Raw genomic sequence first — 22,329 nt, 5'->3', positions numbered from 1 at the left:
AAAATTCTGGTTTTTTTAGATTAAGGATTTTTACTACTAAAAATTTATACCTAGTTCCTGAAAATACCCCTCAATCTCCTTATCCAATTCTGTTCTCTGAGCTTCCAGACTTTTTATTTCCTTCATTACAGCATTAATATCTACAGGTTCTTCTTCCTCAAATGTGTCAACATAACGAGGAATATTTAAATTGAAATCATTTTCTTGTATTTCTTCCAGAGGAGCTACATAGCTAAATTTATCTATAGTTTGGCGTTTTCGATAAGTATCGACTATTTTCTCTATATGGGTTTCAGTAAGTTTATTTTTATTCCCATCTTTTTCATAGCTCTCGGATGCATCGATAAATAAAATGTTATCATCATTAACTCGACACTTACTAATAACCAAAATACAAGTAGGAATACTGGTTCCGTAAAATATATTAGCTGGCAAACCGATAACTGCATCAAGGTAATTCAGTTTTTCAATCAGATATTTCCTAATTGTTCCTTCAGCAGATCCTCTGAAAAGTACACCATGAGGTAGAACACAGGCTATAGTTCCATTTTCCGAAAGTTGATAGATCATATGCTGCACGAATGCAAAGTCAGCCTTACTACTTGGCGCTAACTTGCCATACTGGCTAAAACGTTCATCATTTTCAAATAAAGGATTTTTCTTTCCGGGCCATTTTGCAGAAAAGGGAGGATTAGCTACAATGGCTTCAAATCGTTCGTTTAAGTGTTGTGGATCTCTCAATGTATCTTCTTGCTGTAAATCGAAATGACGATAATGAACATCATGAAGAATCATATTCATTCGGGCTAAATTATAAGTAGTCCGATTAAGTTCCTGTCCATAGAAATCATCTACCTTAACTTCCTTCGCTACCCGTAATAATAATGACCCTGATCCGCATGTAGGATCATATACACTTTTCAATCTTTTTTTATCACTAGTAACAAGCTTCGCAAGTATTTTCGAAACCTGCTGCGGAGTGTAAAATTCACCAGCCTTTTTACCCGCTCCACTGGCGAATTGCCCGATTAAATATTCATAGGCATTACCAAGAATATCACTATCTGCATCTTCAAGATTAAAATCGATTTCATCCAGATGCCCCAGCACTTTTGCAATTAGATTATTCCTTGCCTCAACAGAACGACCTAATTTAGTGCTACTAAGATCTAGATCTTCGAATAGCTTATTAAAATCTTCTTCACTTTCAGTTCCCATCGTACTCTGTTCTATATTGTTGAGAATACTTTGAAGATCTTCGAGAATAAAGTTATCCTGAACTTCTTTATCAGCATTCCCTTTGGTGGCTATTGCAGTGAATAATTCCTCTGGACGTAGAAAATAACCTAATTTGAGAACAGATTCTTCCTTAATAAAATCCAAATCCTCCTCACTCGTGATAAGTGTATATTCCTTTATACGCTCGGTTTCCAGCAATTTATTCGCGTATATATGCTGTTTCTCTGACAGGTACTTATAAAAAATAAAACCTAGAATATAATCTCTAAATTCATCGGCATCCATCTTCCCTCTTAATTCATTAGCAATATTCCACAGCTGTGTTTCGAGAAGTTTTTTTTGATCTTCAGACATTTAATTGATTTAAAGTGTAACGGTAGGATCCTGACCAAATATAGCAATATCTTTAAAAAACATTGATTAGATATTTACAGATAGCTTTGCGCTACCAATAGCTTACAATTTTGTGCTTAATACCAATATCATATTTTTTGTTGGGAAATAAATAAAATCCGAAATTCTATTATGAAAATGAGCGGTGATTTTCTCTTCTATATTGCGAAGGTGTCTGCCCAAATTGTTTACGGAAATTCTTAGAAAAATGAGAATGATCCTTAAAACCGCATTTTTGAGCAATGATAGAAACCGGCATTTCTGTAGTTCTAATCAAAAGGGCTCCCTTTTCGAGCCTTTTTTCCATATGAAAGCGATGAATGGTAGTACCATACATTTTTTTGAAACCTTCTTTCAATTTGGTTTTGTTGGTTCGATGAATTAAACCTAATTCTTTGAGCGAAGGTAGATCGGTATGAAGATTCCTAAGTACATAGAGGCGTACCTTCCTGAGTAGCATTTTAGTGGCAGCACTTTCCTTCTTTTCTGATTTTGATTCTGGATATGACGTGATTAATTTTTTCTCAGAATCGTTCTCTTTCACAAAGCGAAAAGCAGTAATAGCATACGAACCGGTAGCGTCTATCCCAGACATCCTCTGAATAATGCAAGGGCATCTATATAGTGTAAGATCTTCAGTTATAAAATCGACAGGAATAAATCGCTGATATAATCCTCCTTTATCGGAATTGAGTTCATCCATTATAACCGTTATTGAATTCTTCGAAAGGATCTTAGAAACCGGCTTATCATATTTTTCCTGTTCCCATTTCAAAATGTTAGGGGTTAGGTTGGTATAGGATGTTACATTGAACTTGTCATCCAGGAATATAGTAAAAAGTATTTCCGGTTGTTCAGCTTCTTTATGTGCTTCAAAACAGAAATTATATATTTCTTCAGACATCATATTCAATAGAACTCCCAAGGTATCGATAGGATCTCTCCGACCTGATGATTCCTGACGAAACATAAAATTCCCACAGGCAATTTCAATAATTTGCTGATACAACGAATTTAATCTCATTTTCTCGTCGTTGATATTCGACTCTTCCATAATTGTTGAATTAATGATTCTACTTATAATCTTCTAAGAATAACAGTGCCATCCTCTTATCTGTAAACACACGGGTAGGATAATCGGGACTGGCTGTTCTTATGAATAGCTGGCTGATTGCCAAGGCATGCTCATCCTCAACAAGTAAGGCAAGTGCTTTTGTCATATAAGCTCCTTCTATTGCAAGGTAATCCCTTGCCTCCTTTTCAGCATTGGTAACTGCCCGTAGATCGCAAAAGATGGGATAGGAATCTTCATTCTGCAGCTGTAAACGTTGACTGACTATCTCTTTGGCCATACTCCTATTGATCTCATAAATTTCTTTATAGACAAAGTACAGGATCCCATCTGAGATCCACATTTTTGCATAGGTACCATCCACAACCATTCCCGTAAAGTTTTGGATATCACTAATATATACAAATAAAATTATACCAACCTATCAGAACAGTTCAATAGGTGCTAAATATCATTCGATAAAGTTATTTCCATAGCATTTATAGCCATTTGAACGAAAAGCCATAAAACTGTTCTGAAAAGACTTTTAGCAATAACGGTTAGATTTATAATAGATAATTGTCATAGCTTGAATAGAAATTTTAAAGACAAATTTATGGCAAAGATCAAGCATAATAATTTTCTGGATACGGTGGATGAAGTCATTACCAATGCGACTAAAGCAGGGGTTCTTCATTTGCATGCAGAAGATTCAGAACTAAATGGTCGGAAGATCATAGTTAACGGGATCAACTCCTGTCATTTTGGGACCACCGGTTATTTAGGTTTGGAACAAGATGAACGTCTTAAGAAGGCGGCCATTGAAGCCATAACGAAATATGGAACTCAGTTTCCTCTTTCCAAAACCTATATCTCCCATCCATTATATGCCCGGCTCGAAAAAAAATTGGAGAAAATTTATAATAATCTAATTCTCATTACCAAAAATAGCACCTTAGGTCATATAGCTGTCATTCCTACTGCGGTGGAAGATAATGATGCCGTTATCCTGGATCACCAGGTGCATTGGAGTGTTCAGAACGCGGCCCAGTTATTAAAGATCAGGGGAATTCCAGTAAACTTGATCCGTCATAATTCTCTTGAAATGCTGGAAGACCGTATAAAAAAATTATCAGGTAAAGTTAGAAGAATATGGTATATGGCTGATGGGGTATATTCGATGTATGGAGACTATGCACCTGTCACTGATCTAATCTCTCTTTCTCAAAAATATCCTCAATTACATTTATATTTCGATGATGTACATGGAATGAGCTGGAAAGGACCTAACGGTAGTGGTTATATAATGAGTATGCTTGAAGAACTACCAGAGAATATATTATTGTTTGGAACCTTAAGCAAAACTTTTGGTGCCTCGGGAGCTGTGTTAGTCTGTCCGGATAAGAAGCTATATCGAAAAATAAAAAATTTTGGGGGGCCTCTCACCTTTTCCGCTCAACTGGAACCCAGTGCGGTAGCAGCAGCTATAGCTTCGGCAAACATTCATCTATCTCAAGAAATATACGATCTTCAAGATACGTTACATGAACGAATAAATTATTTTAATTTCCTACTACAAAAAACCAGCCTGCCCTTAATAGAAAATAATGACTCCCCGGTCTTTTATATCGGTACTGGTTTACCAGCCACCGGGTATGCTTTTGTAAAAAAGCTCATGAATGAAGGTTTCTTTGTGAACCTGGGATTGTTCCCTGCTGTACCTGTTAAAAACACTGGTGTAAGGATCACTGTATCCCGCCATAATGAATTAGAAGATATCAAAGGCCTGGTGGAAGCCATGGAATATCATTTCCCGAAAGCACTTGAAGAAACAGACAATTCTTTGGGACGTATCGGTAAAGCCTTCAATATTGAAATAAACAGCCGCAATGAAAAGGCCAAATCCACAGAAGAGCTATCGCTAACCTATACTGAGACTATTCAGGAGATTGAAGAAAGCTCCTGGAATCAATTAATGGGACATCACACTATCCTTAATTGGAAAGGACTTGAATTTCTGGAAAACTCATTCCGCAACCACGAAAGTAAAGAGCATCGCTGGAGCTTTCATTATTTTATTATAACAGATCAGCAGGGCAATCCTATCCTCGCAACTTTTATGACATGTGCCTTATGGAAGAATGATATGCTATCCCCTAGTTCCGTCTCAAAAACGATAGAAGAAAAAAGAAAATCTAATCCTTACGAACTAACTTCTCGCGTATTATCCATGGGGAGTTTATTTACTGAAGGCGTTCATTGGTATTTGGATGAAGATCATCCTTTAGCTACCCAGGCCATTAAAAAATTATTATTAGAGATCGAGATCTTAAGTGCAAGACTTGATTCTAAAATGACTGTCCTAAGAGATTTTAAAAAGGAGCCATGGTTGAGTGATCTTTTTCATCAGGAAGGTTTCATACCTATTGAAATGCCCGATTCATGTATAATAGATGATCTAAGCTGGAATAATGAAAAGGAATTTGAAGAACGTCTCAGTTCAAGATCCAGAAAGCATTTTCGAAAAGAGGTTTTGCCTTTTGAAGATAAGTTTGAAATTTCTATTCACACTGCTCCCACTCCCGAACAAATTCAACATTACTATCAATTATATAAAAATGTAAAAGCTAATAATCTGGGCCTTAACACATTTACTTATCCCGAATCACTATTTAAAAATATGGTTTCTCATACCAGCTGGGAATTTATTGAATTAAAACTAAAGGATCTCAATAAGGTAGTTGGTATAATGTTCTGTTATAAGAACGATCGGGGAATATATGTTCCAAGCCTGGTTGGTATGGACTATGACTATGCTCGCGAATTTCAGGTCTACCGTCAGTTGTTGTATCAAACCATAAAAAGAGCCAGGGATTTAAACATGAAAAGGATCGATTTAGGGTTCAGTGCCTCATTTGAGAAAAGAAAATTTGGAGCGAAGATCATTGGCAAACATGCCTTTATTCAATCCGATGATAATTATTTATTAGAGCAGTTAGATATGATGAGAAATGAGTAGTGAAAACATTCATTTTAATCACTAATTAATCATACATCCGATTTGAAAATTCCATTACCCCATTACTTTTTAATGGTCCAAGGTACTAACAAGATGTTTGACGAAATAATCCGAGAATTTCATAATGAACTAAATTCCAGCGTGGTCTCTATCCCTCAGCCTTTGAAAAAGGCGGATAAGGGTATAGATATATCTAATTGTACCCTTTCGAAATTAAAAGAAATTGTAGAAAAGGAGGATTTTGAAAATACACCTGAAGAGATTGAATTCTTCAAAAAAATAAAACCGTGCCCCATGAGCTATCTGATCTATTTCTCTGAAGTCAGATCATGCGAGATCCGTAAACCTAAAGCTGGAAAGAATTTTCAGTATAACTTCTTCGAGAAAGAACTTCAGAAGATCAATAAGTTTTTCTATAAGAATAATGATTTCGTTCAGTATATGGAACAGGGTCATGAATACCTGGATCATCAACTCTTTACCAGGCATCATCGTAAAAATTATCCCTTTATTCCGATGATCAATTATTATCAGTATCCTGAATTTTCCAGTTCACATGATATGCTTTGGTCTAAAATCCAGGCGATGTATCGTCTTATCCACTACATACGTGAAGCAATGGAGACCTTAAAACCCGGTTCTCAGGAAGCTATGCTGGATAAAAAGCACAAGGTAATGCTATGGTCGGGGTCTAAAACCTCTTTGGTAGAGCTTATATATGCATTGTGTGCGAATGGAGACCTAAATCATGGCGTAGTGGATATAAGCACTGTTACCGCTTCATTTGAAGATTTCTTCAATATCAAACTGGATAATATCTATAAAACCTACTCAGAAATAAAGGCTCGTAAAGGTCCCCGGGCAAAATACCTACAAAACTTAATTATTCGTCTGGAAACTAAAATGAACCAGGATGATGAAAAATAGATTTTCGTAGTTACGAAGAGGTACGAAAAACAAAATTCACTCAGATAATAAGTCTCTTGGAAAAAGGGTCGGTTGTTTCTTCCCTTCCATATAGCTATAAAAGCTACCAAATAAAATCATTCTGAATTAAAATGTTAAAATTTATCGTAACTACGAAAGGCATGGTGAAAGAAAACGTGCAATTAACTTCAATTTAGTAGAACGAAAGTCAAACTCTGTTAGGGGCTATCAATTTTAAAAAGTATAACCAATTGGTGGCTCCATTCTTTTAAAACGTTCTATTATGCCAACAAACATTATCACCACCGATGATCTTCGGGAATTCAAAATGGAATTGCTTGAAGAATTTAAAAAGATGCTCAACCAACAATCTTCTGGCACTCTTAAACGCTACCTAAAATCTGCAGAAGTAATGGATCTGTTGCAGATCAGTCCGGGTACTCTTCAAAATCTACGGGTAAACGGAACTCTACCCTTTTCTAAGATTGGAGGGATAATTTATTATGATGTCCACGAGATTCAAAAGCTGATGGAAGAAAATCGAGTTTTTCATTTTGATCTTTAAGCAATGAATTACATCCGACAGTTAAATGCAGCTTTTGAGAAATTCTATTTCGATGAACGATTAAATCCTACCCATATCAGCCTATATATGGCACTATTTCATGAATGGAATAGCAGTCGTTTCGCTGATGAATTCTTTGTGAATCGTAGGGATTTGATGCGAGTAGCCAAAATAGGTTCAAAATCAACTTATCACAGATGCGTTACAGATCTGGACAATTGGGGATATCTAGGATATTTTCCATCTAACAATCCATTTAAAGGAAGTAAAATTAAGATGATCGTTATCGATACGGATAAGGGACAAGATGACCAAGATTACGATCCCAAATTAGAACATCTCGCAGAACACTACTGTCCCACAAGGAGACCGGTTTTGAGACAGCACCATCCCAATAATGGACAAGTACAGAACCTTAAGCGTCCCATGAGTGGACAAGCATTGGTATCTACTATAAACAATAACAAACAATTAAAACATAAAAAACATCCAAACAATCAGGAGGATGTATTGAATTTTTTTAAAAATAAAAGTTTCAATTCGGATCATGCCAGGGAGTTCTTTGAATATTATCAGGATCGCAATTGGGAAACAAGCGATGGAATGGCCGTCAGGGACTGGCGTGCACTGGCAATTTACTGGATGGATAACATTGAGCTAATGAATATAAAAAAGCAAGTAAAAAAGAATGATGGGTCCCAAATCCAGGACAACCTTCGAACCACTAAAAAGAAAAACTATGGACAACCCTTGTAAAATAGTAGAAGGAGGCATAGAATATTCCCTAGGTAATTATGATGGAAGTTACGTTCAGTATGATTTTTCCAAGATCCTGATCTATCTCAACTGTAAGGGCAAGCTTCTATTTGGAAAGCGATTCAAAATCTATAAGGAAGATAAAGTAATCCTTCTAAAACTCTGTTCTTATTTCACCCGGGATGAGATTAATTGCAAAAAATATGGGCTTGATATCAATAAAGGGATTCTATTATCCGGACCGGTTGGATGCGGGAAAACATCGCTAATGAAGCTCTTACGGCATGTCGTTCCTCAACAACGGCCTTACGAGATGATACCCAGCCGGAATGTCTCCTTTAGTTTCAATCATCTCGGCTATAAGACCATTGAAGATTACGGCAACACAAAATTCTTCTGTTTTGATGACCTGGGGGTGGAACCTCCAGGGAGGTTTTATGGCAAAGATCTGAATGTTATGGGAGAGGTACTTTTGTCAAGGTATGAACTTTACCTGGATACCAAACATAGAATAAAAACTCATGCCACTACGAATTTAAATGCCGAAGAACTGGAAAGTAGATACGGTAACAGAGTTCGTAGCCGAATGCGGGAACTTTTTAATCTTATTGCCTTTGACGAAACTGCGAAGGATAAACGGAAATAAAATGATAAGTTTTACCTCTTTAACTCACCAATCTGACGTTTTTTAATGATCTAGCCTTCTCCTCATTTTCACTTATCAACAGGTAGGAAGCTGAAAATCATATAATTAGACACCATTTAAAACTAATAAAGAACAAACAGAACTAAATAATATTTTATTCACAAAATACTGATTTTCAGTATTTTAAAATGAAAAAGATGTAGTTTTCTCATAACGGAAATGAATAAAAATTTAAATCCATTCGTTATGAAAAAATCTATAATCCTAATTACTCTTTTCTCGCTATCCTCCACCTCTCTCTTTGCCCAGATAGGAGGTATTGAAAATTCGGTAAATGAGATTTCAGACACCATCAGAAACATTTTTCCAATCGTTTTAGGCGTCATCTTTTTAGTTGGCTTCTTATTTAACGTAGGGCATTTCTTTGGTGAGAATTCTGATCTAAAGAAAGGTGTCACTCGTGTCTTATTGTTTGTCCTTATTTCAGGAGTGGTGGTTGGCATCTTCACCTATTTAATCACCATGGTCATATAATTTCAAAGGAAAAAGGTCATGAAAAAATACGAACCCTATAAAAACATCAGAAAGCAAGCTGTAATTTTTGGCCTGACCCTACCACTTTTTGCGCTGTTCATGGTATCTATTATTGCCTCGCTACTGGTTGTCATATTCTCTTTCAGCCTGGGAGTCATTTTAGTCGCTTCTGTTTTCAATGTGAGCTTATATATCACGCTCCTTAGGATCAACAGGTTCCTGGAGGTTTTTCAAATGATCAGGGTTTTCCCGGTGATCCTCAGTAATAAAAAAAATTCAGACATCAATTATGAAAAAGATTAACCTCTCTTCTCACTGGCCCATAGCGGGTTGCAGGGACAACATCATCTTTGCAAATAATGGCAATGTACTAGGAGGTTACGAAGTAAGCCTTCCTGAGATATACTCACTATCTGAAAAGGATTTTGAAGATATTCATGCTACATGGTTTCAGGCAATCAAATCACTGCCTGTTGCAACGGTAATTCACAAACAGGACATTTATTTTAAAAAAGAATTTACTGCAGAGCAGTTACCCAATAATACATTTCTGGAAAAAGCAACCCGGCAGCATTTCGAAGGTAGGGAATATATGGAACACCGATGCCTGTTATATTTTGTTTTAACTAAAAACAAAGCCTTAAACAATGCCAAATATATAAACCCTTTTCGAAAGGTCTCAAGAAGTATTATAAATAAACTGGATGAAAGAGTTCAGGAATTTATGACCGCGGTAAACGATTCCGTTTCATTTTTAAATAATAGCAGAAAACTTTCCTTACAACCCTTAGATCCAAAGGACATTTCAGATTTGACCCATAATTATTTCAATGGGTTTAATTCAGGCTATGACACGGATGTCCTTTTGAATAAACAGCATCTTCATGCGGGCAGACATTATTTTGATGTCCTTGCCATCAACAGTGAACTATGTTTCGGTGAAAGTGTGAAGACGAGCAATACCAATGAAAAATTCACCTCTGACGATTTTATATTTCACCAGGGGTTTGTGGATGGCTTGGGGCTTACCTTAAAAGAAAACCATATCCTCAATCAGATCCTTTACCTGGATGATAAACACAAATGGCGGAAGCTACTGGATAAAAAGGTAGAAGAGCTAAGCAGGAGTTCCGGTTTTGGTTCTCAGAATAAGGTGGTTCTGGCTAAAATCCAGGAAATCCTTACTCAAATCAATTCCGATGACAATTCCAGGATCATACGCGGTCATTTCAATATCATATACTGGTCAGACCAGGCGAAGGATCTGGAAAGAATTGGATCGAAAATAAAAGCCGAACTTAAAGAGTTGGATATCCTTCCTTATTATCCACGGGGAGAAGAACGGAAAAATTATATACTAAACAGTTATTGCTGTTTTTCCTCGAATTTCTCCAATGAAGATCTCTACGTCACTGATCTAAAACACGCATTATGCCTCTTTATTAATAATACCAATTATAAATCTGACAGCACCGGGGTTATATTCAATGATCGGGAGCACAATCTGCCGATCCTGAAAGATGTCTGGGATGAACGTAAGAGGCGGATCAAAGCAAGGAACTTTACCATCTTCGCCCCTACCGGTGAAGGTAAATCCTTTTTGGCTAACAACATCCTTCGGCAGTATTTTGAAAGTGGCGTTCGCCTGGTCATCATTGATCTTGGAGGCTCCTATACGAAATTCGCCAGGCTCTATCCCGACAAGTATACCATACTACACTATGAGCATGGTAAGAATTTAGGGATCAATCCTTTTTATATCTCCAGTCCCCGGGATGTGGGGCCGGAACACCTGGAGGATCTATCTATGTTTCTTTTTGAACTTCTGGCATCCAATTTAAAAGTTACCAAAGCGCAGTCTGTATCCATAAAAAAGATCCTACGATATTACTACATCAGCGTCAAAGAGAATCATTCTTTAGATAGTTTCTACACCTTCATTGAGCAAAACCAGACAAATCTGCTTAAAAAACTTAAAATCCATCCCGACTACTTCAATGTCCTCAATTTTCTGCACGTGCTATCGGAGTATGTCGGCGATGGTCTATATAGCTTTTTGTTTGCCGCCAGCGGTGATCAGACTTACAGGATTGAAGATAAGCAACTGATTATTTTTGAACTTGACGAAGTAAAGGATAACAAAGAGATTCTTTCGGTAATGCTAAAGCTGATTAAGTCTGCTATTCAGCGTAGCATTTGGAAAAACCGTCAAGAAAAAGGAATTATATTATTTGATGAATTTGCCAAGCAATTAAAGTTTGAAAATGTACTGGAAAGTGTTGAATTCTATTACCAGGCGATCCGAAAACAGAATGGCGCCATTGGAATTATCTTACAGTCTATAAATCAACTTCCCGATAATGCTACATCAGCCAGTATCTTAGAGAATACTCAGGTGATCTATAGCCTGAACAACGAGAAAGGTTATCAGGCACTCGTAGATCGACTGCATCTTTCCAGTCATGATCATAAGCAGTTAAAATCTATTAAGAATAATCTTACGGGACCTCGCAAGTATACTGAGATGTTCATAAAAATAGGCCGGCAAAGTAACATTTTCCGTCTAGAAGTACCTCCTGAAGTGTATGCAGCATATCTCACCGATGGGGAGGAAAATACCCAGATCATGGCGCTATATGATCAACTCGGCAATATGGAGGAAGCTATCAAAACATTTATTCACCTTAAAAATCCAAAAAAATGAAAAGTAGAATATTTAATAAAAATAAAATGATGATCATGGTCATAACGATGGCTCTGCTTGCATCAGGCCCCATGTTAGCCCAGGGAATGCCTGTATATGACAACACGAATTTTATCAGTCTGGTCAAATCGCTGGTAGAATCTGCTAAACAAACTGCCAATCTGGTAAAGACGGTTAATTTTCTAAAAGCTCAGAAGGAGAATATTGAAAAGGTCAATGGTGTAATTAAGGATTTACAGGCTGTCAGGGAGATCGGCAGAAATAATCAGCGATTAATTAATGTTATGCAGAATGATCTTCGAGATATTCTGGATTCTCCCTATATCAAACCCGATGAAGTAACAAGGGTGACCGAATCTTTTAATACGGTGGTGGAGAATTCCCTGGCAACGATGGATTTTATCGATGAGATCTTATCCAGTGATCATTTGAAAATGACTGATGCAGAACGGGCCGAGGTTTTAAAGCAAAAGGAATTGGAAAGCCAGGAAATGGTGAACGATGTTCGATTAAAGACCAAACGGTATCAGCAGATCATCTCATTTCGAAAAATGCAGGATAAGATCAATAACCGGGAAACCAGCTTTTAATGACATCGGGCACCATCATATCAGCAATAGGGCTTGAATATATTGATACTGTATTCCAGACGATTCAGAGTAGTGAATTTTCTCAGTATACTATCGTAGGCATGAAAACCTTAGCTGTCCTTTTCTTTCTGGTCAACATCCTAAAGAAGTATAACGAGGGGATCGTGGAAAAAGATGGCTATACCTGGGGGCTGAGCCCGGCGGAGTTAGCAAAGAATTTTGCCGTGGTATTACTGGTAATATTCTCCACGCAAATCTTAGGATTCTTTGATGGGATCCTGGTGGCCATAGAAAACCAATATCGGGAAACCGCTCCTGCCCTCCTACCCTTGCAAATGCAAGAGATCCCGATAGAAGAAGATGTGTCAGCACTGGACGCTATGCGAAAAGCAATGGCCTTATTATATGAAGCATTGGTCACACCATTATATGGATTTAAAACCTTTGCATTTCTAATTAGCCTATTCTTATGGATAATAGATCTGTTCATTTATCCTCTTTTCCTTGCGGAGCGTTATTTTATCCTGGGAATCATGCAGGCATTCTTCCCATTGATACTTAGTCTTTCAGTATTCGAAAAGTTCCGTTCGATGGCCTATAGCTTTTTCAGAATATATGCGGGAGTATATATGCTTGTTCCCGCATTTTTCCTGGTCAATGTATTTATTAACGCGATCTACACGGAGATCAATACCAACTTCTGGCAAAACCTGTTTGGAACTGATTATGACAGTAATTTCTTTGCTCCGGTAGTAGAATTGGGTTCTATTGGGTTTATCGTGTTTCTAAAATTCAAGTTATACCGTCGAGCCATCTCCTTTACGTTGAGATTATTTACGAGTTAAAATGCCGATGGTTATAGAATCGATAAATCAGAGTCAGCAGATGTATAAACACTAAAACAATCATTATGAAAACACCATATAAAGATATTTACACCGTATTAAAACTTAATCGGTTTTTGGTTTTAGCAATCGTTATCAGCGCACAAATATTCAGTGCTTTTGCTCTGTGGGTTACATTCACAACTAATAGAAAAGCCTTGAATTCAGCTTTTGCGATCAATAATGACGGAAGTATTATTCCCTTAAAACTGGTTACACAAAAAGAGAATTTCAGGGTGGAAGCATTAGCACACCTAAGCTTATTCCATACCTATTTTTATGATATTGATGCTAACAGTTATGAGAAAAATCTTGAAAAGGCATTATGGCTGGGAAATGGTTCTGTAGCCGACTTATATCGACAGAAAAGGGCTGATGGGGTATATAATCGTCTGCTTCAGTATTCTCTGGTTCAAAAAGTACAAAGTATAGAGTCGGATATTGAAGAGATGGAGGATCATTACAGATTCCGAACAACGACCATTTTTGAAATCAATCGGGGCACTGTTGTCGACACCTATGAACTTATTTCCACAGGAAAACTTATAACAGTAGATCGGCATTTCCCTAATAATCCACATGGCCTTCTGATCACGGATTACTTTGAAAACAGCCTTAGAAAGATAATTCCGGAATCCTAAAAAATATCATCATGAAAATAGAAAAGAATAAAATTGTAGTAGTGAGTATCGTCGCTATCGTTGTCATCTTTTTGATCTCTTATACGATAATGATTATGAATGATGATCAGGACGCGCCCAAGCAATTAAATCATGCTCCCGTTCCGGAGCTTAGGGAGGAGCCACCATCCTATGATTCCAAGCTAGATGCTATCAATGACCTGAAAGAGGTAAGAGAGACAAATGTTCCCAGTATATATGATGAGAAATTAATGGATTCCTTGGGTTATTATGATCCGGAACTTCCTGAAAAAGAAAAAAAGCGGATCATAGATAGTATTTATTTCCTGGGAGAACGCAGGGCTTCAGAAGTACAGGCCATGGCTTCGCCTCCTACGACATCCCCTAGAAGGACACTCCCTCGTCCAGATACATCAGCAATCCGGGAAGAACGGAAAATTCAGACTAAGGAGATGGGACTGGAGCATCAACTATTTTTTGCCTCCAATCCTACATCAAACAAAAACACGATTTCCGGAAGTACTGATTCCGAAATACGGGTTGTTGTGGATGGCACCCAGGTAGTCAGGTCTAATTCCCGGATCCGGTTACGACTAGACCAGGATGCAACTATAGGTACCAGGAAGATCCCAAAGAATACCTCCATTTTTGGCTTTATAAGCTTTCAGCCTAACCGGGTGCTTATTGAAATTGAAAATATAAAACATCAACCTACCACTTTAAAAGCATATGATATACAGGATGGTAGTGAAGGTATTTATGTGGAAAATAATTTTCGCGAGGAAGCAACTACCGAGGTTCTGGATGATCTTTTGGGAGAGATCAATATACCCAGTGTTCCACAGGTCAGTGGCGTAGGAAAACTTCTAAAAACCAAAAATCGTAATGTAAAAGTTACGGTCTTAAATAACTATAAACTAATCCTAAAACCGGGTATATGAATTCCTGATTTTACTAAAATCCTTTGTTATGAAACCATATCTTCTAATTTCCGCGATCCTTTTAACTACCGCCCAACTTTATTCTCAAAAGATGGAACGTTTGGACACGATATTTGCCAATGAGTATAAAAACGTGGCCTTATTTTTTCCTCAGCCTATCAGCCAGGCTATTACCGGTGCGGACCATTTCGTGTTCACCCACAACAGAGAAAGACAGCAACATTTTGGCTTATTACAGGCCAAACCGGGTACAGAAAGTAATCTTCTAGTCATAGATGCTGGTGGGTCGGTCTACTCTTATATTCTGAAATATAAGAAGCAGCTTTCCAGATTAAATTATTTTGTGCGGAGTACAGAACGTATTGGCACTGAAAAACGCGATATATCCGTTACTGCTAAGGAAACAAAACTCCAAAAGAAAAAGCTAGAAAAGGATATTCACTATCTAAATTTTTGTTCCTATCTACTGGGTAAAAAAGAAAAGATTGGCAGGTTAAAGACAAAAAATCAGGGTATTCTGTTAAGTATTGAGAATATAGTTTTCAACCAAAATGAATTGTATTTTGTCATTCAGATTGAAAATGAATCCAGCCTGGATTATGATGTTAATTTTCTGAATTTATCCGTGAAAACCAGGCAAAAGGGAAAGAAAAAGTCGATGCAAACCATTATAAAAGAATCTATATTCAAGTATAAAACTCCGGTGAAGATTAAAGAAGGCCAAAGGGCAAGACTGGTCTATGTATTTCCTAAATTTTCCCTGAGCAATGACCGGCATGTCTTAGTGGAGCTGAACGAAGGAAAAGGAGAAAGGGATTTACTTTTAAAAGTCTCTCACCGGTTTATAAATAATCCTAACTGAAAAAATTTTAATGGTCAGAACGTAATTAAATTCACTAATCCTTATTGGATCGCCGCCACGAATTAACCAGCTGTTCAATATCATCTTTTATAAATTCCCAGTATTTTCCATGAAGACAGATGGGATCAAAATCATCATCAGCCTGGGAAAAATTGGTGAAGTTCTCAATGATAGTATTTCTCTCGTGCGTATAGGGGTATCGGTTCTTATGTAGGTCCAGCATATCGGAGTTGAAAAGTGCATGTAGATCCCAGAAATCCTTCTTTCTACCTCCTCGCTGGACCACATCTATTTTTATAGCTATGATCTCTTCCAGGGTAGCCATTCGTATCCCATCCTCTAATAAAGGTGGTTGAAGAAAGTGGTCCGTGTAAAAGACATCTAATTTTATAGTTTCATCCTGATCAGTTCCTATTATATAAGATTTCCCAAGCGCTGGTGGAGCGGTTAAATGGTCTATATATAGAAAGCTTAATTCCAGTTATGTAATTAATCCTTCAAAGTTGATGGTACCATAATCTGAGTTAGGCTCGGCTATGAAATGTTACAAGGTTTAGCAAGTACAAGCCAAACTAAAAATTCGCTAAAATTTTCAGAAGTAGTCGAACACAAGTAATTACTTTTAACGATTGTTAGGCAATGTTATTTTTTGTTTTTCAATATTTTCAACAGGTTCTTAGGATTTTGTCGGTTATCCCAAAATGCAGTGATTATAATTTCTTTATTATGCAATTTATAGAAAATGCTAAAATTTCCGAGAGAAGCGACTCTAGTGTCTTTAAAGTCAGTAATTTTAAAAATTAATGGTTGTTCAGCAATTTGTTTTGTCCTTTCCGAAACTAATTTTAGAAGTTTTTTAGAGTAGATATTAGATTTATTCCTATTTGCCCAATATTCTAATATTCCCACAAATTGAATGTCAGCTGTTCGAGTCCAAATTATATTGCGTTTAGCCATTCCAGATTTCTTTTGTCCATTGCTTCTTGAGAAATCAGTTTTCCATTTTTAATATCCTTTTCACTCATCTCCAGCATTATTTTTTGCTCTTGTGTCAATTCAATAATGTCCGATTCAGATGAACTTGATGTAATTAATTTATCAAGAGCGACTAAAAAATCTTTATTTCTAATTGATAGTATCTTATCAATCAATCCGTTTCGTATATTGTCTACTGTTGCCATTTTACTTGAATTTAAGGTCTAAATATCCGAAAAATTGCTCGTTTTCCCTAATGTTGTCCATCACTAAATAGATCGGTATCTACGAATTCGCGATGTTCGATCTATAAACTCAGGGCATCCCACCTACCATTCGGAATTCTTTGAATTCTTTGGCAGCCATTAATTTTATTAAGCTATCATGCAGTTTAATGTGGTAGTTAGTTAATAGTAGGAAATGAAGGTCGAGTTATTGTATCTAATACAGTCTTTACCTTTTTTTTACCATAAAACCGAAGGATCTCCTTTTTTTCAGTAAAGTTACCACGTTCAAAGATCCTTTTAATAACAGCTCTATATTGTTTTATCCAATCTATTCGATTGAAATCAGTATCCCAAAAAAGTGATTTTCTAAGTAAAGAGAGTTTAGGTGTTTTCAAATTAAGCTTTTCCTTTTCCTGAACGATATCATAATAGGTTCGTAGAATAGCGAGTGTTCCTTCCTTTAAATTAAGCTTATCCTCTATTTTTAGCGCTAAAGATGTATTTAGGTTTCTTTTACCCTTTATAATTGTATTTAAGGTTTGTGGATATTCATCAATACTCAGAGCGAATGGGTGTTGTTTTATAGAACGCTTCTCTAACTCTCTACCAAGAATAATCCCTGGATGGATTCCCTTGTATTTAAATAATCTATCCATCATCCAAATATAAAATTTTGTTTACATATTTTTTTAAATTTTAGTAGCAATTGCAACTCCTTATACATTTCCATTAAAAATGGATTGAGCTTCCTGGTGTATTCTCTCAAAATTAATTTCCAAATCTTTTTGAGAGAATGTCTGCGATTCTCCAGGATGCTTTCGTGGAATGGGTGGTAATTTAAACTGCACCTTTCTGTCTTTACCATCGGCATAGGTAATAAACTCGCCTTGCTTTAATCGAAAGAATACATCAGCTCTGATCTTTGGAATTTCATTTTCTCCCGTAATGACCCGGGTATCAAAATTAAGATTATGGCCCCTACTTACACTCCTCGTCTGATCTTTGATAATTTCAAAGAAACGTTCATAATATTTGGCGGTATCCGGATCGTTTACTTTACCGAAAAACTGGTAAGAAAGATTACTCAATATAGCTTTGCTTGCCTTGTCTCCATACATCATATCATTCTGTATCTTGTCCTGCATCACATATATGGTAGCGATGTCATAACTTCTTAAGGTGGCCGGAATACGGTACATGTTCAGCAGACGTATAGTCGGTGCTTCCTCCATCAAAAGGAAGGACGAATTAGAGTTACGTACACTCATTTGCTTGGTAATAGTATGTATAATAGCCGCAATAACAGCGGCGTATGAAGATTCAAATTTAGGATTGTTCACCACAGAGATCACGGCCGGATTTTCGGGATGATTAATATTAAGCGGTATGTCATCTGCAGACAAAGTCATAAAAATGCTTTGGGTACTAATCCTTTTTAAGGCGTTGGCCAGCGTACTCTTAACTCCGGCTGTTTGCCGTTCTGAATCTTTTCCACTAATAAAGGCATCGGCCATTGCCCTGGAAGTCCTGTTTGATTCCAAAAAGGCAATAAGGCTATCTGTATCCAGAAACTGGTAAATCGCTATTAAATGGGGCAATGTACAATATTGTGGATAGGATGTTTTCAATTTCCAGATCATCCCTCCTATTAAACCTTCTGCAGCATCATTAAAGAATTTTGTGGTTCCGCTTGTGCCTGATTCCTTTTGCTCTAATAGATTCTCAATGAGAACTCTGGAAATTTCATTGACGCTCTCTTCATTTTCCAGATAGCGGGGTGCAATCGGATTGACCCGGTGGATAATCTTATCAAAGGAGATGATCTTAAAAGGAATATCTGAATCCTTAAAAAGCGGATAAGCCATTTCGGTAAGTTCAAAATCCTTGTAATCATGAATCACCCCACAGAAATTGTACTGCTGAAAATGCTTTAGAAAACCATAGACCACACTTTCCGTTTTTCCACTACCGGCAGACCCGATAATCGACGCACCGCGTTTGATGTTAGCAATTTTAAAGTCTTTGCCACTGGTTTTAAAATTTACCTGGTACTTCCTGGCAACCTTACCCTTTATTTCAGTGGAATGACAAAAAACATAGAAAACCGTATTGATTAGTAATAAGGGGCAACCCACAAACAGTAGGCCTTCTATAATCAGCTGGGGATAAAAGTAGAAAAGAATAAACCCTATTAGCAAAAGGGAATTGATCAAAAATGCATATCTGGAAATACGGTATAAACCGTAGAAAAGCAGACTACAAAAAATGACGATTATGGTGGTATTTACAATGTTGAATTCTTCCATATCATTTATATTATTTCATTTAAATTCCGATAGAGCTTGATTTAACTGCTATATCCACTCCCCTTCTCAACCGGTTAAAAACTTTTAAAGCCAACTGGGCTTTATTGGTTGGGATGTTTGGCATCATGGGCATTCCGGTTCCTTTTAGCATTTTCATGGCAATTGCTTTTTCACTGGTTGGCAGTTTCATCAAATTTGAAAAATAACTTCTAGGGTTTTTAATGAACTCTTTCCTGGCAGTATAGGTTTCCACGAAGTTTCGTTGATATCCGAAGTTCTTATCGAATGTTTTTTCAGCTTTTCCAAAGAATTTATCACGATCAAAACCCCGTTTGACTGTTTTCCCATTTAATTCAACCTTCGATGCTCTGTATTTGCTACCGGGAGATAAGCTATACTTATTCGAAGCATCCTTACGGCTCACTATAATATGGATATGGCTTTGGTTCCCTTCTTTGGGCATTCCCTGTACAATTCGTTGCCCCGCTTGTTTATGGGGAGCTGCTTTTTCCTGTTTATTGATCTCCCGTTTCATCTGAGCAATATTCCCAGGTTGTTCTCCGCGCTCAACTTTTTGGATATCATTTTTTAGTTGAAGTATTTTGGTAGCAAAGGGCTGATTTTCCCGTACCTGTTTATCGGTGCCTTTAAAAAATCGTTGATGTTCAATTTTGGCGTAGTATTTTATATCATCAATATTGACCGGTCGGCCATTGAGTTCACGATTAAAAGAAGCCACATAATCTTTCATCACTTCGCGGGTATATTTTTTTAGATCTTCGCTGTTGTTTTTCAACCTGTTCAACTCGTATTTTGAAGGGCTTATCGTAATAGAATAAAACCTTGGTTCCGTTTTTTCCAGTTTAGCGGTATTGGCATCAATTTCCCGAACTACTTCCTCTGCTGAAATTTGATCATTATACTGATTGAAAAAGAACTCCTTATCCTGCGAATCCAATCCCTCATTTTCCTTTTCCAGATAGTCAACAAAGTCGGCAGATCCTTGAGAATAATTTCCCCCTAATTTTTGTGCTGTGATGGTGATATACATCTTTAATAATTTATAAGTCTTGTTGATTTCGTTCCTGATATTTGGGTTGCTTTTCTTCCGTATTTTTCTTCTCCAGAATCAGGGTTTGTTTTTTAGGTTCAGCTTCCTGAAACAAAGATTGCATCATGGCTACCGTTGGTTTGGTTTGTCCTTTCTCAATATCTTTTAAGATAGCGATGACTCCACTGATCCTTTTTTTGATCAGGTTTTCCAGGGTTTGCATTTTAGGGCCCATAGATTCCGTTGGAGAAATTCCATTATCCTCAAAAAACTCCAGCATCAACAGTAGGCTTATCGATTGAGATTTTGACATAGCACGGCTAAACCGTCTAAATTTTTTAGCCACAGAAGACTTGATCTTTAAAGTCTCAAATTGCTCTTTTTTATATTCTTCATCCATTTTTTAGTAAAAAACTGACTATTTTTAAGGGCTGCGGAAGGATTTTAGTAAAAAATGATTTCCGAATTCCCAGAATTTAAATAATTTAATTTTAAATAACTGATATTCAGTTATTTAAAATTGAGATGAAATATATAACGCGGCTTTGCCCGTTATCCTCTTGCTATTCCTTTTCGTCCCGCCAGGCGGGACAAAAATCTCATACAAACTAGACCAATGTCCATTTGCATTTTGAGGAATAAAATTCCATTATGTAAAAAATTATGATTGGTAAGGATATCAGCGAAAGTCAAAAATTGGGATACCTTACATAAAACTATGTGCTGAAGTTCAGCTAATTAAATATACCATATTTTTTTTCAAAAGGAAATTAATATGCTATAGAATAGCTAAAATTTTTTAGTTTTATTATTCATTTATTTCCATACTTAGAAATTAAAAAAGGAAGATTCAGGTAACAGCGAATTTTCCTTTTCTAAAATTTTAGACTACCGGTAACTAATAAAAATTTGAGGGGTAGAATAAAAAAATACCCCTAAAGTTTTTAGAGGTATTTTATAAGGGATTAAAAAATAGTTTACAGGATACCTTCATCCGCAAAGCTTACATAATCACCATCTGGTGTCAGTATTAAATGATCCAGGACTTTAATATCTAACAGTTCCGCTGCTTTGGTAATTTTTTCAGTCAGGCGTTTATCTGCTTCGCTCGGTTTCAAAGTTCCGGACGGATGATTATGTGCAAGGATTACAGAACAGGAAAGGCTTTTAAGAATAACCGCAAACAAGATGCGTAGATCTACCAAAGTACCTGTAATTCCACCGGTAGAAACTTCAAAAATACCTTTCACTTTATTTGCGTTATTAAGCAGCATTACTTTAAAAGTTTCCTGCAAGCCGATCTGGTCTTTGTTCCAGGTATTGTATAATAGTTCAGCAGCATTAACGGATGAACTTATTTTAGGCGCCTGAGAGATCTTAAAATTCCCCTGATATTTTATCGATATTTCATTAACTTTCGTTTTCATTTTAATCTGATTTAAGGTTAAAATTGAAAAAGAGGGCGTTACCGTGAGCAAGTACCCGCCCTCTATTAATTAACTACTGCTGGCTTTCTGTCTTAGCAGTTCCATTACCTAAAAGAAGAATTTCACTGGCTACCACTTCGGTGACATATCGCTTCTCTCCTTCTTTGGTCTCATAGGATCGAGTGGTCAATTTACCTTCAATGGCAATTTCTTTTCCAGTGCCCACATAATTCTCTACGATTTCAGCGGTTTTTCCCCATGTCACAACATTGTGCCATTGCGTATCCTGTACTTTTTCCCCTTTTGAATTTTTATAAAATTCATTGGTTGCAATTGAAAAGCTGGCTACTTTTTTACCACTTTCAAGATTTTTGATTTCCGGGGTTTGTCCCACATTTCCGATTAACTGAACTTTGTTTCTAAGCGTACTCATAATTAAAAGATTTAAAAATTAATAATTGATTTACTTATTATATCCGGGGCGTTTTCCTGTTTTTGATTTTTTTTACTTCGCTTCCGGGTATGTTGTTTTGAAATGATTTCATGAGATTTTTATTTGATTTACTTCCTATAGAGCCGTGTGCTGTTACC

General features: G+C 36.7%; 25 protein-coding genes. 13 read left to right on the top strand and 12 right to left on the bottom strand.

Translation table 11 applies throughout. The features are described 5' to 3' along the window. Nucleotides 1–36 precede the first annotated feature (36 nt). From GRFL_RS15290 to GRFL_RS15280, 3 genes are all read right to left on the bottom strand, one after another. Nucleotides 37–1,593: a type I restriction-modification system subunit M gene (locus tag GRFL_RS15290; RefSeq protein ID WP_083645422.1), complete on the bottom strand. Its 1,557-nt coding sequence runs from the start codon at nucleotides 1,591–1,593 to the stop codon at nucleotides 37–39. A gap of 169 nt (nucleotides 1,594–1,762) precedes the next feature. Beyond that, nucleotides 1,763–2,641 carry a helix-turn-helix domain-containing protein gene (locus tag GRFL_RS15285; protein ID WP_236995813.1) on the bottom strand — a complete coding sequence of 293 codons (879 nt, stop codon included), beginning with the start codon at nucleotides 2,639–2,641 and terminating at the stop codon, nucleotides 1,763–1,765. A 64-nt stretch (nucleotides 2,642–2,705) separates the two neighbouring features. Beyond that, nucleotides 2,706–3,074 (bottom strand): DUF7793 family protein, encoded by a 369-nt coding sequence (locus GRFL_RS15280; protein ID WP_086047668.1) that lies wholly within the window; start codon nucleotides 3,072–3,074, stop codon nucleotides 2,706–2,708. Nucleotides 3,075–3,299: 225 nt separating this feature from the next. Here GRFL_RS15280 and GRFL_RS15275 point away from each other — a divergent pair, with 225 nt between their 5' ends. The 13 genes from GRFL_RS15275 to GRFL_RS15215 all read left to right on the top strand — a co-directional run bounded on the left by GRFL_RS15275 (nucleotide 3,300) and on the right by GRFL_RS15215 (nucleotide 15,752). Then, a complete protein-coding gene (locus GRFL_RS15275; RefSeq protein ID WP_083645419.1) occupies nucleotides 3,300–5,702 on the top strand; it encodes a bifunctional aminotransferase class I/II-fold pyridoxal phosphate-dependent enzyme/GNAT family N-acetyltransferase in 2,403 nt (800 codons plus the stop codon). Nucleotides 5,703–5,774: 72 nt separating this feature from the next. Further along, a complete protein-coding gene (locus GRFL_RS15270; RefSeq protein WP_341475753.1) occupies nucleotides 5,775–6,629 on the top strand; it encodes an RteC domain-containing protein in 855 nt (284 codons plus the stop codon). 283 nt (nucleotides 6,630–6,912) lie between these two features. Then, nucleotides 6,913–7,194 (top strand): helix-turn-helix domain-containing protein, encoded by a 282-nt coding sequence (locus tag GRFL_RS15265; protein ID WP_083645417.1) that lies wholly within the window; start codon nucleotides 6,913–6,915, stop codon nucleotides 7,192–7,194. Nucleotides 7,195–7,197: 3 nt separating this feature from the next. Then, on the top strand, nucleotides 7,198–7,950 hold the full coding sequence (locus tag GRFL_RS15260; RefSeq protein ID WP_083645416.1) for a hypothetical protein: 753 nt from the start codon (nucleotides 7,198–7,200) through the stop codon (nucleotides 7,948–7,950). After that, entirely contained in the window at nucleotides 7,934–8,596 is a 663-nt protein-coding gene (locus GRFL_RS15255; RefSeq protein ID WP_083645415.1) for an ATPase, read from the top strand. The genes GRFL_RS15260 and GRFL_RS15255 overlap by 17 nt, the downstream gene beginning before the upstream one ends. 246 nt (nucleotides 8,597–8,842) lie before the next feature. After that, nucleotides 8,843–9,130 carry a hypothetical protein gene (locus GRFL_RS15250; RefSeq protein WP_083646190.1) on the top strand — a complete coding sequence of 96 codons (288 nt, stop codon included), beginning with the start codon at nucleotides 8,843–8,845 and terminating at the stop codon, nucleotides 9,128–9,130. Between the two features lie 18 nt (nucleotides 9,131–9,148). Further along, nucleotides 9,149–9,433: a hypothetical protein gene (locus GRFL_RS15245; protein WP_083645414.1), complete on the top strand. Its 285-nt coding sequence runs from the start codon at nucleotides 9,149–9,151 to the stop codon at nucleotides 9,431–9,433. Then, complete coding sequence (locus GRFL_RS15240; protein ID WP_083645413.1) at nucleotides 9,420–11,834, top strand: TraG family conjugative transposon ATPase; 2,415 nt, start codon at nucleotides 9,420–9,422, stop codon at nucleotides 11,832–11,834. Before GRFL_RS15245 ends, GRFL_RS15240 begins: the two co-directional genes overlap by 14 nt. 26 nt (nucleotides 11,835–11,860) lie before the next feature. Beyond that, on the top strand, nucleotides 11,861–12,424 hold the full coding sequence (locus GRFL_RS15235; protein WP_423738272.1) for a conjugal transfer protein: 564 nt from the start codon (nucleotides 11,861–11,863) through the stop codon (nucleotides 12,422–12,424). Then, complete coding sequence (locus tag GRFL_RS15230; RefSeq protein WP_083645412.1) at nucleotides 12,424–13,269, top strand: hypothetical protein; 846 nt, start codon at nucleotides 12,424–12,426, stop codon at nucleotides 13,267–13,269. Before GRFL_RS15235 ends, GRFL_RS15230 begins: the two co-directional genes overlap by 1 nt. A gap of 65 nt (nucleotides 13,270–13,334) precedes the next feature. Further along, entirely contained in the window at nucleotides 13,335–13,949 is a 615-nt protein-coding gene (locus tag GRFL_RS15225; protein WP_083645411.1) for a conjugal transfer protein TraK, read from the top strand. 11 nt (nucleotides 13,950–13,960) lie between these two features. Beyond that, the gene (gene traM, locus GRFL_RS15220) at nucleotides 13,961–14,890 is read left to right on the top strand and encodes a conjugative transposon protein TraM (protein WP_083645410.1); all 930 of its coding nucleotides are present in this window, start codon (nucleotides 13,961–13,963) and stop codon (nucleotides 14,888–14,890) included. A gap of 28 nt (nucleotides 14,891–14,918) precedes the next feature. After that, the gene (locus GRFL_RS15215; protein ID WP_083645409.1) at nucleotides 14,919–15,752 is read left to right on the top strand and encodes a DUF4138 domain-containing protein; all 834 of its coding nucleotides are present in this window, start codon (nucleotides 14,919–14,921) and stop codon (nucleotides 15,750–15,752) included. A gap of 34 nt (nucleotides 15,753–15,786) precedes the next feature. Here the strand turns inward: GRFL_RS15215 and GRFL_RS15210 are convergent, their stop codons facing one another. From GRFL_RS15210 to GRFL_RS15170, 9 genes are all read right to left on the bottom strand, one after another. Continuing rightward, nucleotides 15,787–16,167 carry a nucleotidyl transferase AbiEii/AbiGii toxin family protein gene (locus tag GRFL_RS15210; protein WP_257787372.1) on the bottom strand — a complete coding sequence of 127 codons (381 nt, stop codon included), beginning with the start codon at nucleotides 16,165–16,167 and terminating at the stop codon, nucleotides 15,787–15,789. 227 nt (nucleotides 16,168–16,394) lie between these two features. Next, nucleotides 16,395–16,709: a type II toxin-antitoxin system RelE/ParE family toxin gene (locus GRFL_RS15205; protein WP_083645407.1), complete on the bottom strand. Its 315-nt coding sequence runs from the start codon at nucleotides 16,707–16,709 to the stop codon at nucleotides 16,395–16,397. Next, on the bottom strand, nucleotides 16,691–16,933 hold the full coding sequence (locus GRFL_RS15200; RefSeq protein WP_083645406.1) for a hypothetical protein: 243 nt from the start codon (nucleotides 16,931–16,933) through the stop codon (nucleotides 16,691–16,693). Before GRFL_RS15200 ends, GRFL_RS15205 begins: the two co-directional genes overlap by 19 nt. Before the next feature lie 197 nt (nucleotides 16,934–17,130). Beyond that, on the bottom strand, nucleotides 17,131–17,613 hold the full coding sequence (locus tag GRFL_RS15195) for a helix-turn-helix transcriptional regulator (protein ID WP_083645405.1): 483 nt from the start codon (nucleotides 17,611–17,613) through the stop codon (nucleotides 17,131–17,133). A 57-nt stretch (nucleotides 17,614–17,670) separates the two neighbouring features. Beyond that, entirely contained in the window at nucleotides 17,671–19,260 is a 1,590-nt protein-coding gene (locus tag GRFL_RS15190) for a type IV secretory system conjugative DNA transfer family protein (protein WP_083645404.1), read from the bottom strand. 19 nt (nucleotides 19,261–19,279) lie between these two features. Beyond that, complete coding sequence (gene mobB / locus GRFL_RS15185) at nucleotides 19,280–20,311, bottom strand: MobB family relaxase (RefSeq protein ID WP_026934544.1); 1,032 nt, start codon at nucleotides 20,309–20,311, stop codon at nucleotides 19,280–19,282. 10 nt (nucleotides 20,312–20,321) lie between these two features. Next, entirely contained in the window at nucleotides 20,322–20,711 is a 390-nt protein-coding gene (locus GRFL_RS15180) for a BfmA/BtgA family mobilization protein (protein ID WP_026934545.1), read from the bottom strand. A gap of 577 nt (nucleotides 20,712–21,288) precedes the next feature. Then, nucleotides 21,289–21,738 carry a JAB domain-containing protein gene (locus GRFL_RS15175; protein WP_026934546.1) on the bottom strand — a complete coding sequence of 150 codons (450 nt, stop codon included), beginning with the start codon at nucleotides 21,736–21,738 and terminating at the stop codon, nucleotides 21,289–21,291. Nucleotides 21,739–21,811: 73 nt separating this feature from the next. Next, nucleotides 21,812–22,171, bottom strand: coding sequence for a single-stranded DNA-binding protein (locus GRFL_RS15170; protein ID WP_026934547.1), 360 nt, complete (start codon nucleotides 22,169–22,171; stop codon nucleotides 21,812–21,814). Nucleotides 22,172–22,329 lie beyond the last annotated feature (158 nt).

The sequence above is a fragment of the Christiangramia flava JLT2011 genome (assembly GCF_001951155.1).
Lineage (GTDB): Bacteria > Bacteroidota > Bacteroidia > Flavobacteriales > Flavobacteriaceae > Christiangramia > Christiangramia flava.
Note: the sequence above shows the minus strand (reverse complement) of the source record. Positions and strands in the feature narration are given on the sequence as shown.

Bases quoted from the DNA above. Each gene is read 5' to 3' on its own strand.
- GRFL_RS15200 (WP_083645406.1), bottom strand. From the start codon at position 16,933: ATGGCAACAGTAGACAATATACGAAACGGATTGATTGATAAGATACTA.
- GRFL_RS15190 (WP_083645404.1), bottom strand. From the start codon at position 19,260: ATGGAAGAATTCAACATTGTAAATACCACCATAATCGTCATTTTTTGT.
- GRFL_RS15265 (WP_083645417.1), top strand. From the start codon at position 6,913: ATGCCAACAAACATTATCACCACCGATGATCTTCGGGAATTCAAAATG.
- GRFL_RS15215 (WP_083645409.1), top strand. From the start codon at position 14,919: ATGAAACCATATCTTCTAATTTCCGCGATCCTTTTAACTACCGCCCAA.
- GRFL_RS15205 (WP_083645407.1), bottom strand. From the start codon at position 16,709: ATGGCTAAACGCAATATAATTTGGACTCGAACAGCTGACATTCAATTT.
- GRFL_RS15235 (WP_423738272.1), top strand. From the start codon at position 11,861: ATGATGATCATGGTCATAACGATGGCTCTGCTTGCATCAGGCCCCATG.
- GRFL_RS15290 (WP_083645422.1), bottom strand. From the start codon at position 1,593: ATGTCTGAAGATCAAAAAAAACTTCTCGAAACACAGCTGTGGAATATT.
- GRFL_RS15245 (WP_083645414.1), top strand. From the start codon at position 9,149: ATGAAAAAATACGAACCCTATAAAAACATCAGAAAGCAAGCTGTAATT.
- GRFL_RS15250 (WP_083646190.1), top strand. From the start codon at position 8,843: ATGAAAAAATCTATAATCCTAATTACTCTTTTCTCGCTATCCTCCACC.
- GRFL_RS15260 (WP_083645416.1), top strand. From the start codon at position 7,198: ATGAATTACATCCGACAGTTAAATGCAGCTTTTGAGAAATTCTATTTC.
- GRFL_RS15275 (WP_083645419.1), top strand. From the start codon at position 3,300: ATGGCAAAGATCAAGCATAATAATTTTCTGGATACGGTGGATGAAGTC.
- GRFL_RS15225 (WP_083645411.1), top strand. From the start codon at position 13,335: ATGAAAACACCATATAAAGATATTTACACCGTATTAAAACTTAATCGG.
- GRFL_RS15280 (WP_086047668.1), bottom strand. From the start codon at position 3,074: ATGGTTGTGGATGGTACCTATGCAAAAATGTGGATCTCAGATGGGATC.
- GRFL_RS15170 (WP_026934547.1), bottom strand. From the start codon at position 22,171: ATGAGTACGCTTAGAAACAAAGTTCAGTTAATCGGAAATGTGGGACAA.
- mobB (WP_026934544.1), bottom strand. From the start codon at position 20,311: ATGTATATCACCATCACAGCACAAAAATTAGGGGGAAATTATTCTCAA.
- GRFL_RS15195 (WP_083645405.1), bottom strand. From the start codon at position 17,613: ATGATGGATAGATTATTTAAATACAAGGGAATCCATCCAGGGATTATT.
- GRFL_RS15180 (WP_026934545.1), bottom strand. From the start codon at position 20,711: ATGGATGAAGAATATAAAAAAGAGCAATTTGAGACTTTAAAGATCAAG.
- traM (WP_083645410.1), top strand. From the start codon at position 13,961: ATGAAAATAGAAAAGAATAAAATTGTAGTAGTGAGTATCGTCGCTATC.
- GRFL_RS15175 (WP_026934546.1), bottom strand. From the start codon at position 21,738: ATGAAAACGAAAGTTAATGAAATATCGATAAAATATCAGGGGAATTTT.
- GRFL_RS15240 (WP_083645413.1), top strand. From the start codon at position 9,420: ATGAAAAAGATTAACCTCTCTTCTCACTGGCCCATAGCGGGTTGCAGG.
- GRFL_RS15230 (WP_083645412.1), top strand. From the start codon at position 12,424: ATGACATCGGGCACCATCATATCAGCAATAGGGCTTGAATATATTGAT.
- GRFL_RS15255 (WP_083645415.1), top strand. From the start codon at position 7,934: ATGGACAACCCTTGTAAAATAGTAGAAGGAGGCATAGAATATTCCCTA.
- GRFL_RS15270 (WP_341475753.1), top strand. From the start codon at position 5,775: ATGGTCCAAGGTACTAACAAGATGTTTGACGAAATAATCCGAGAATTT.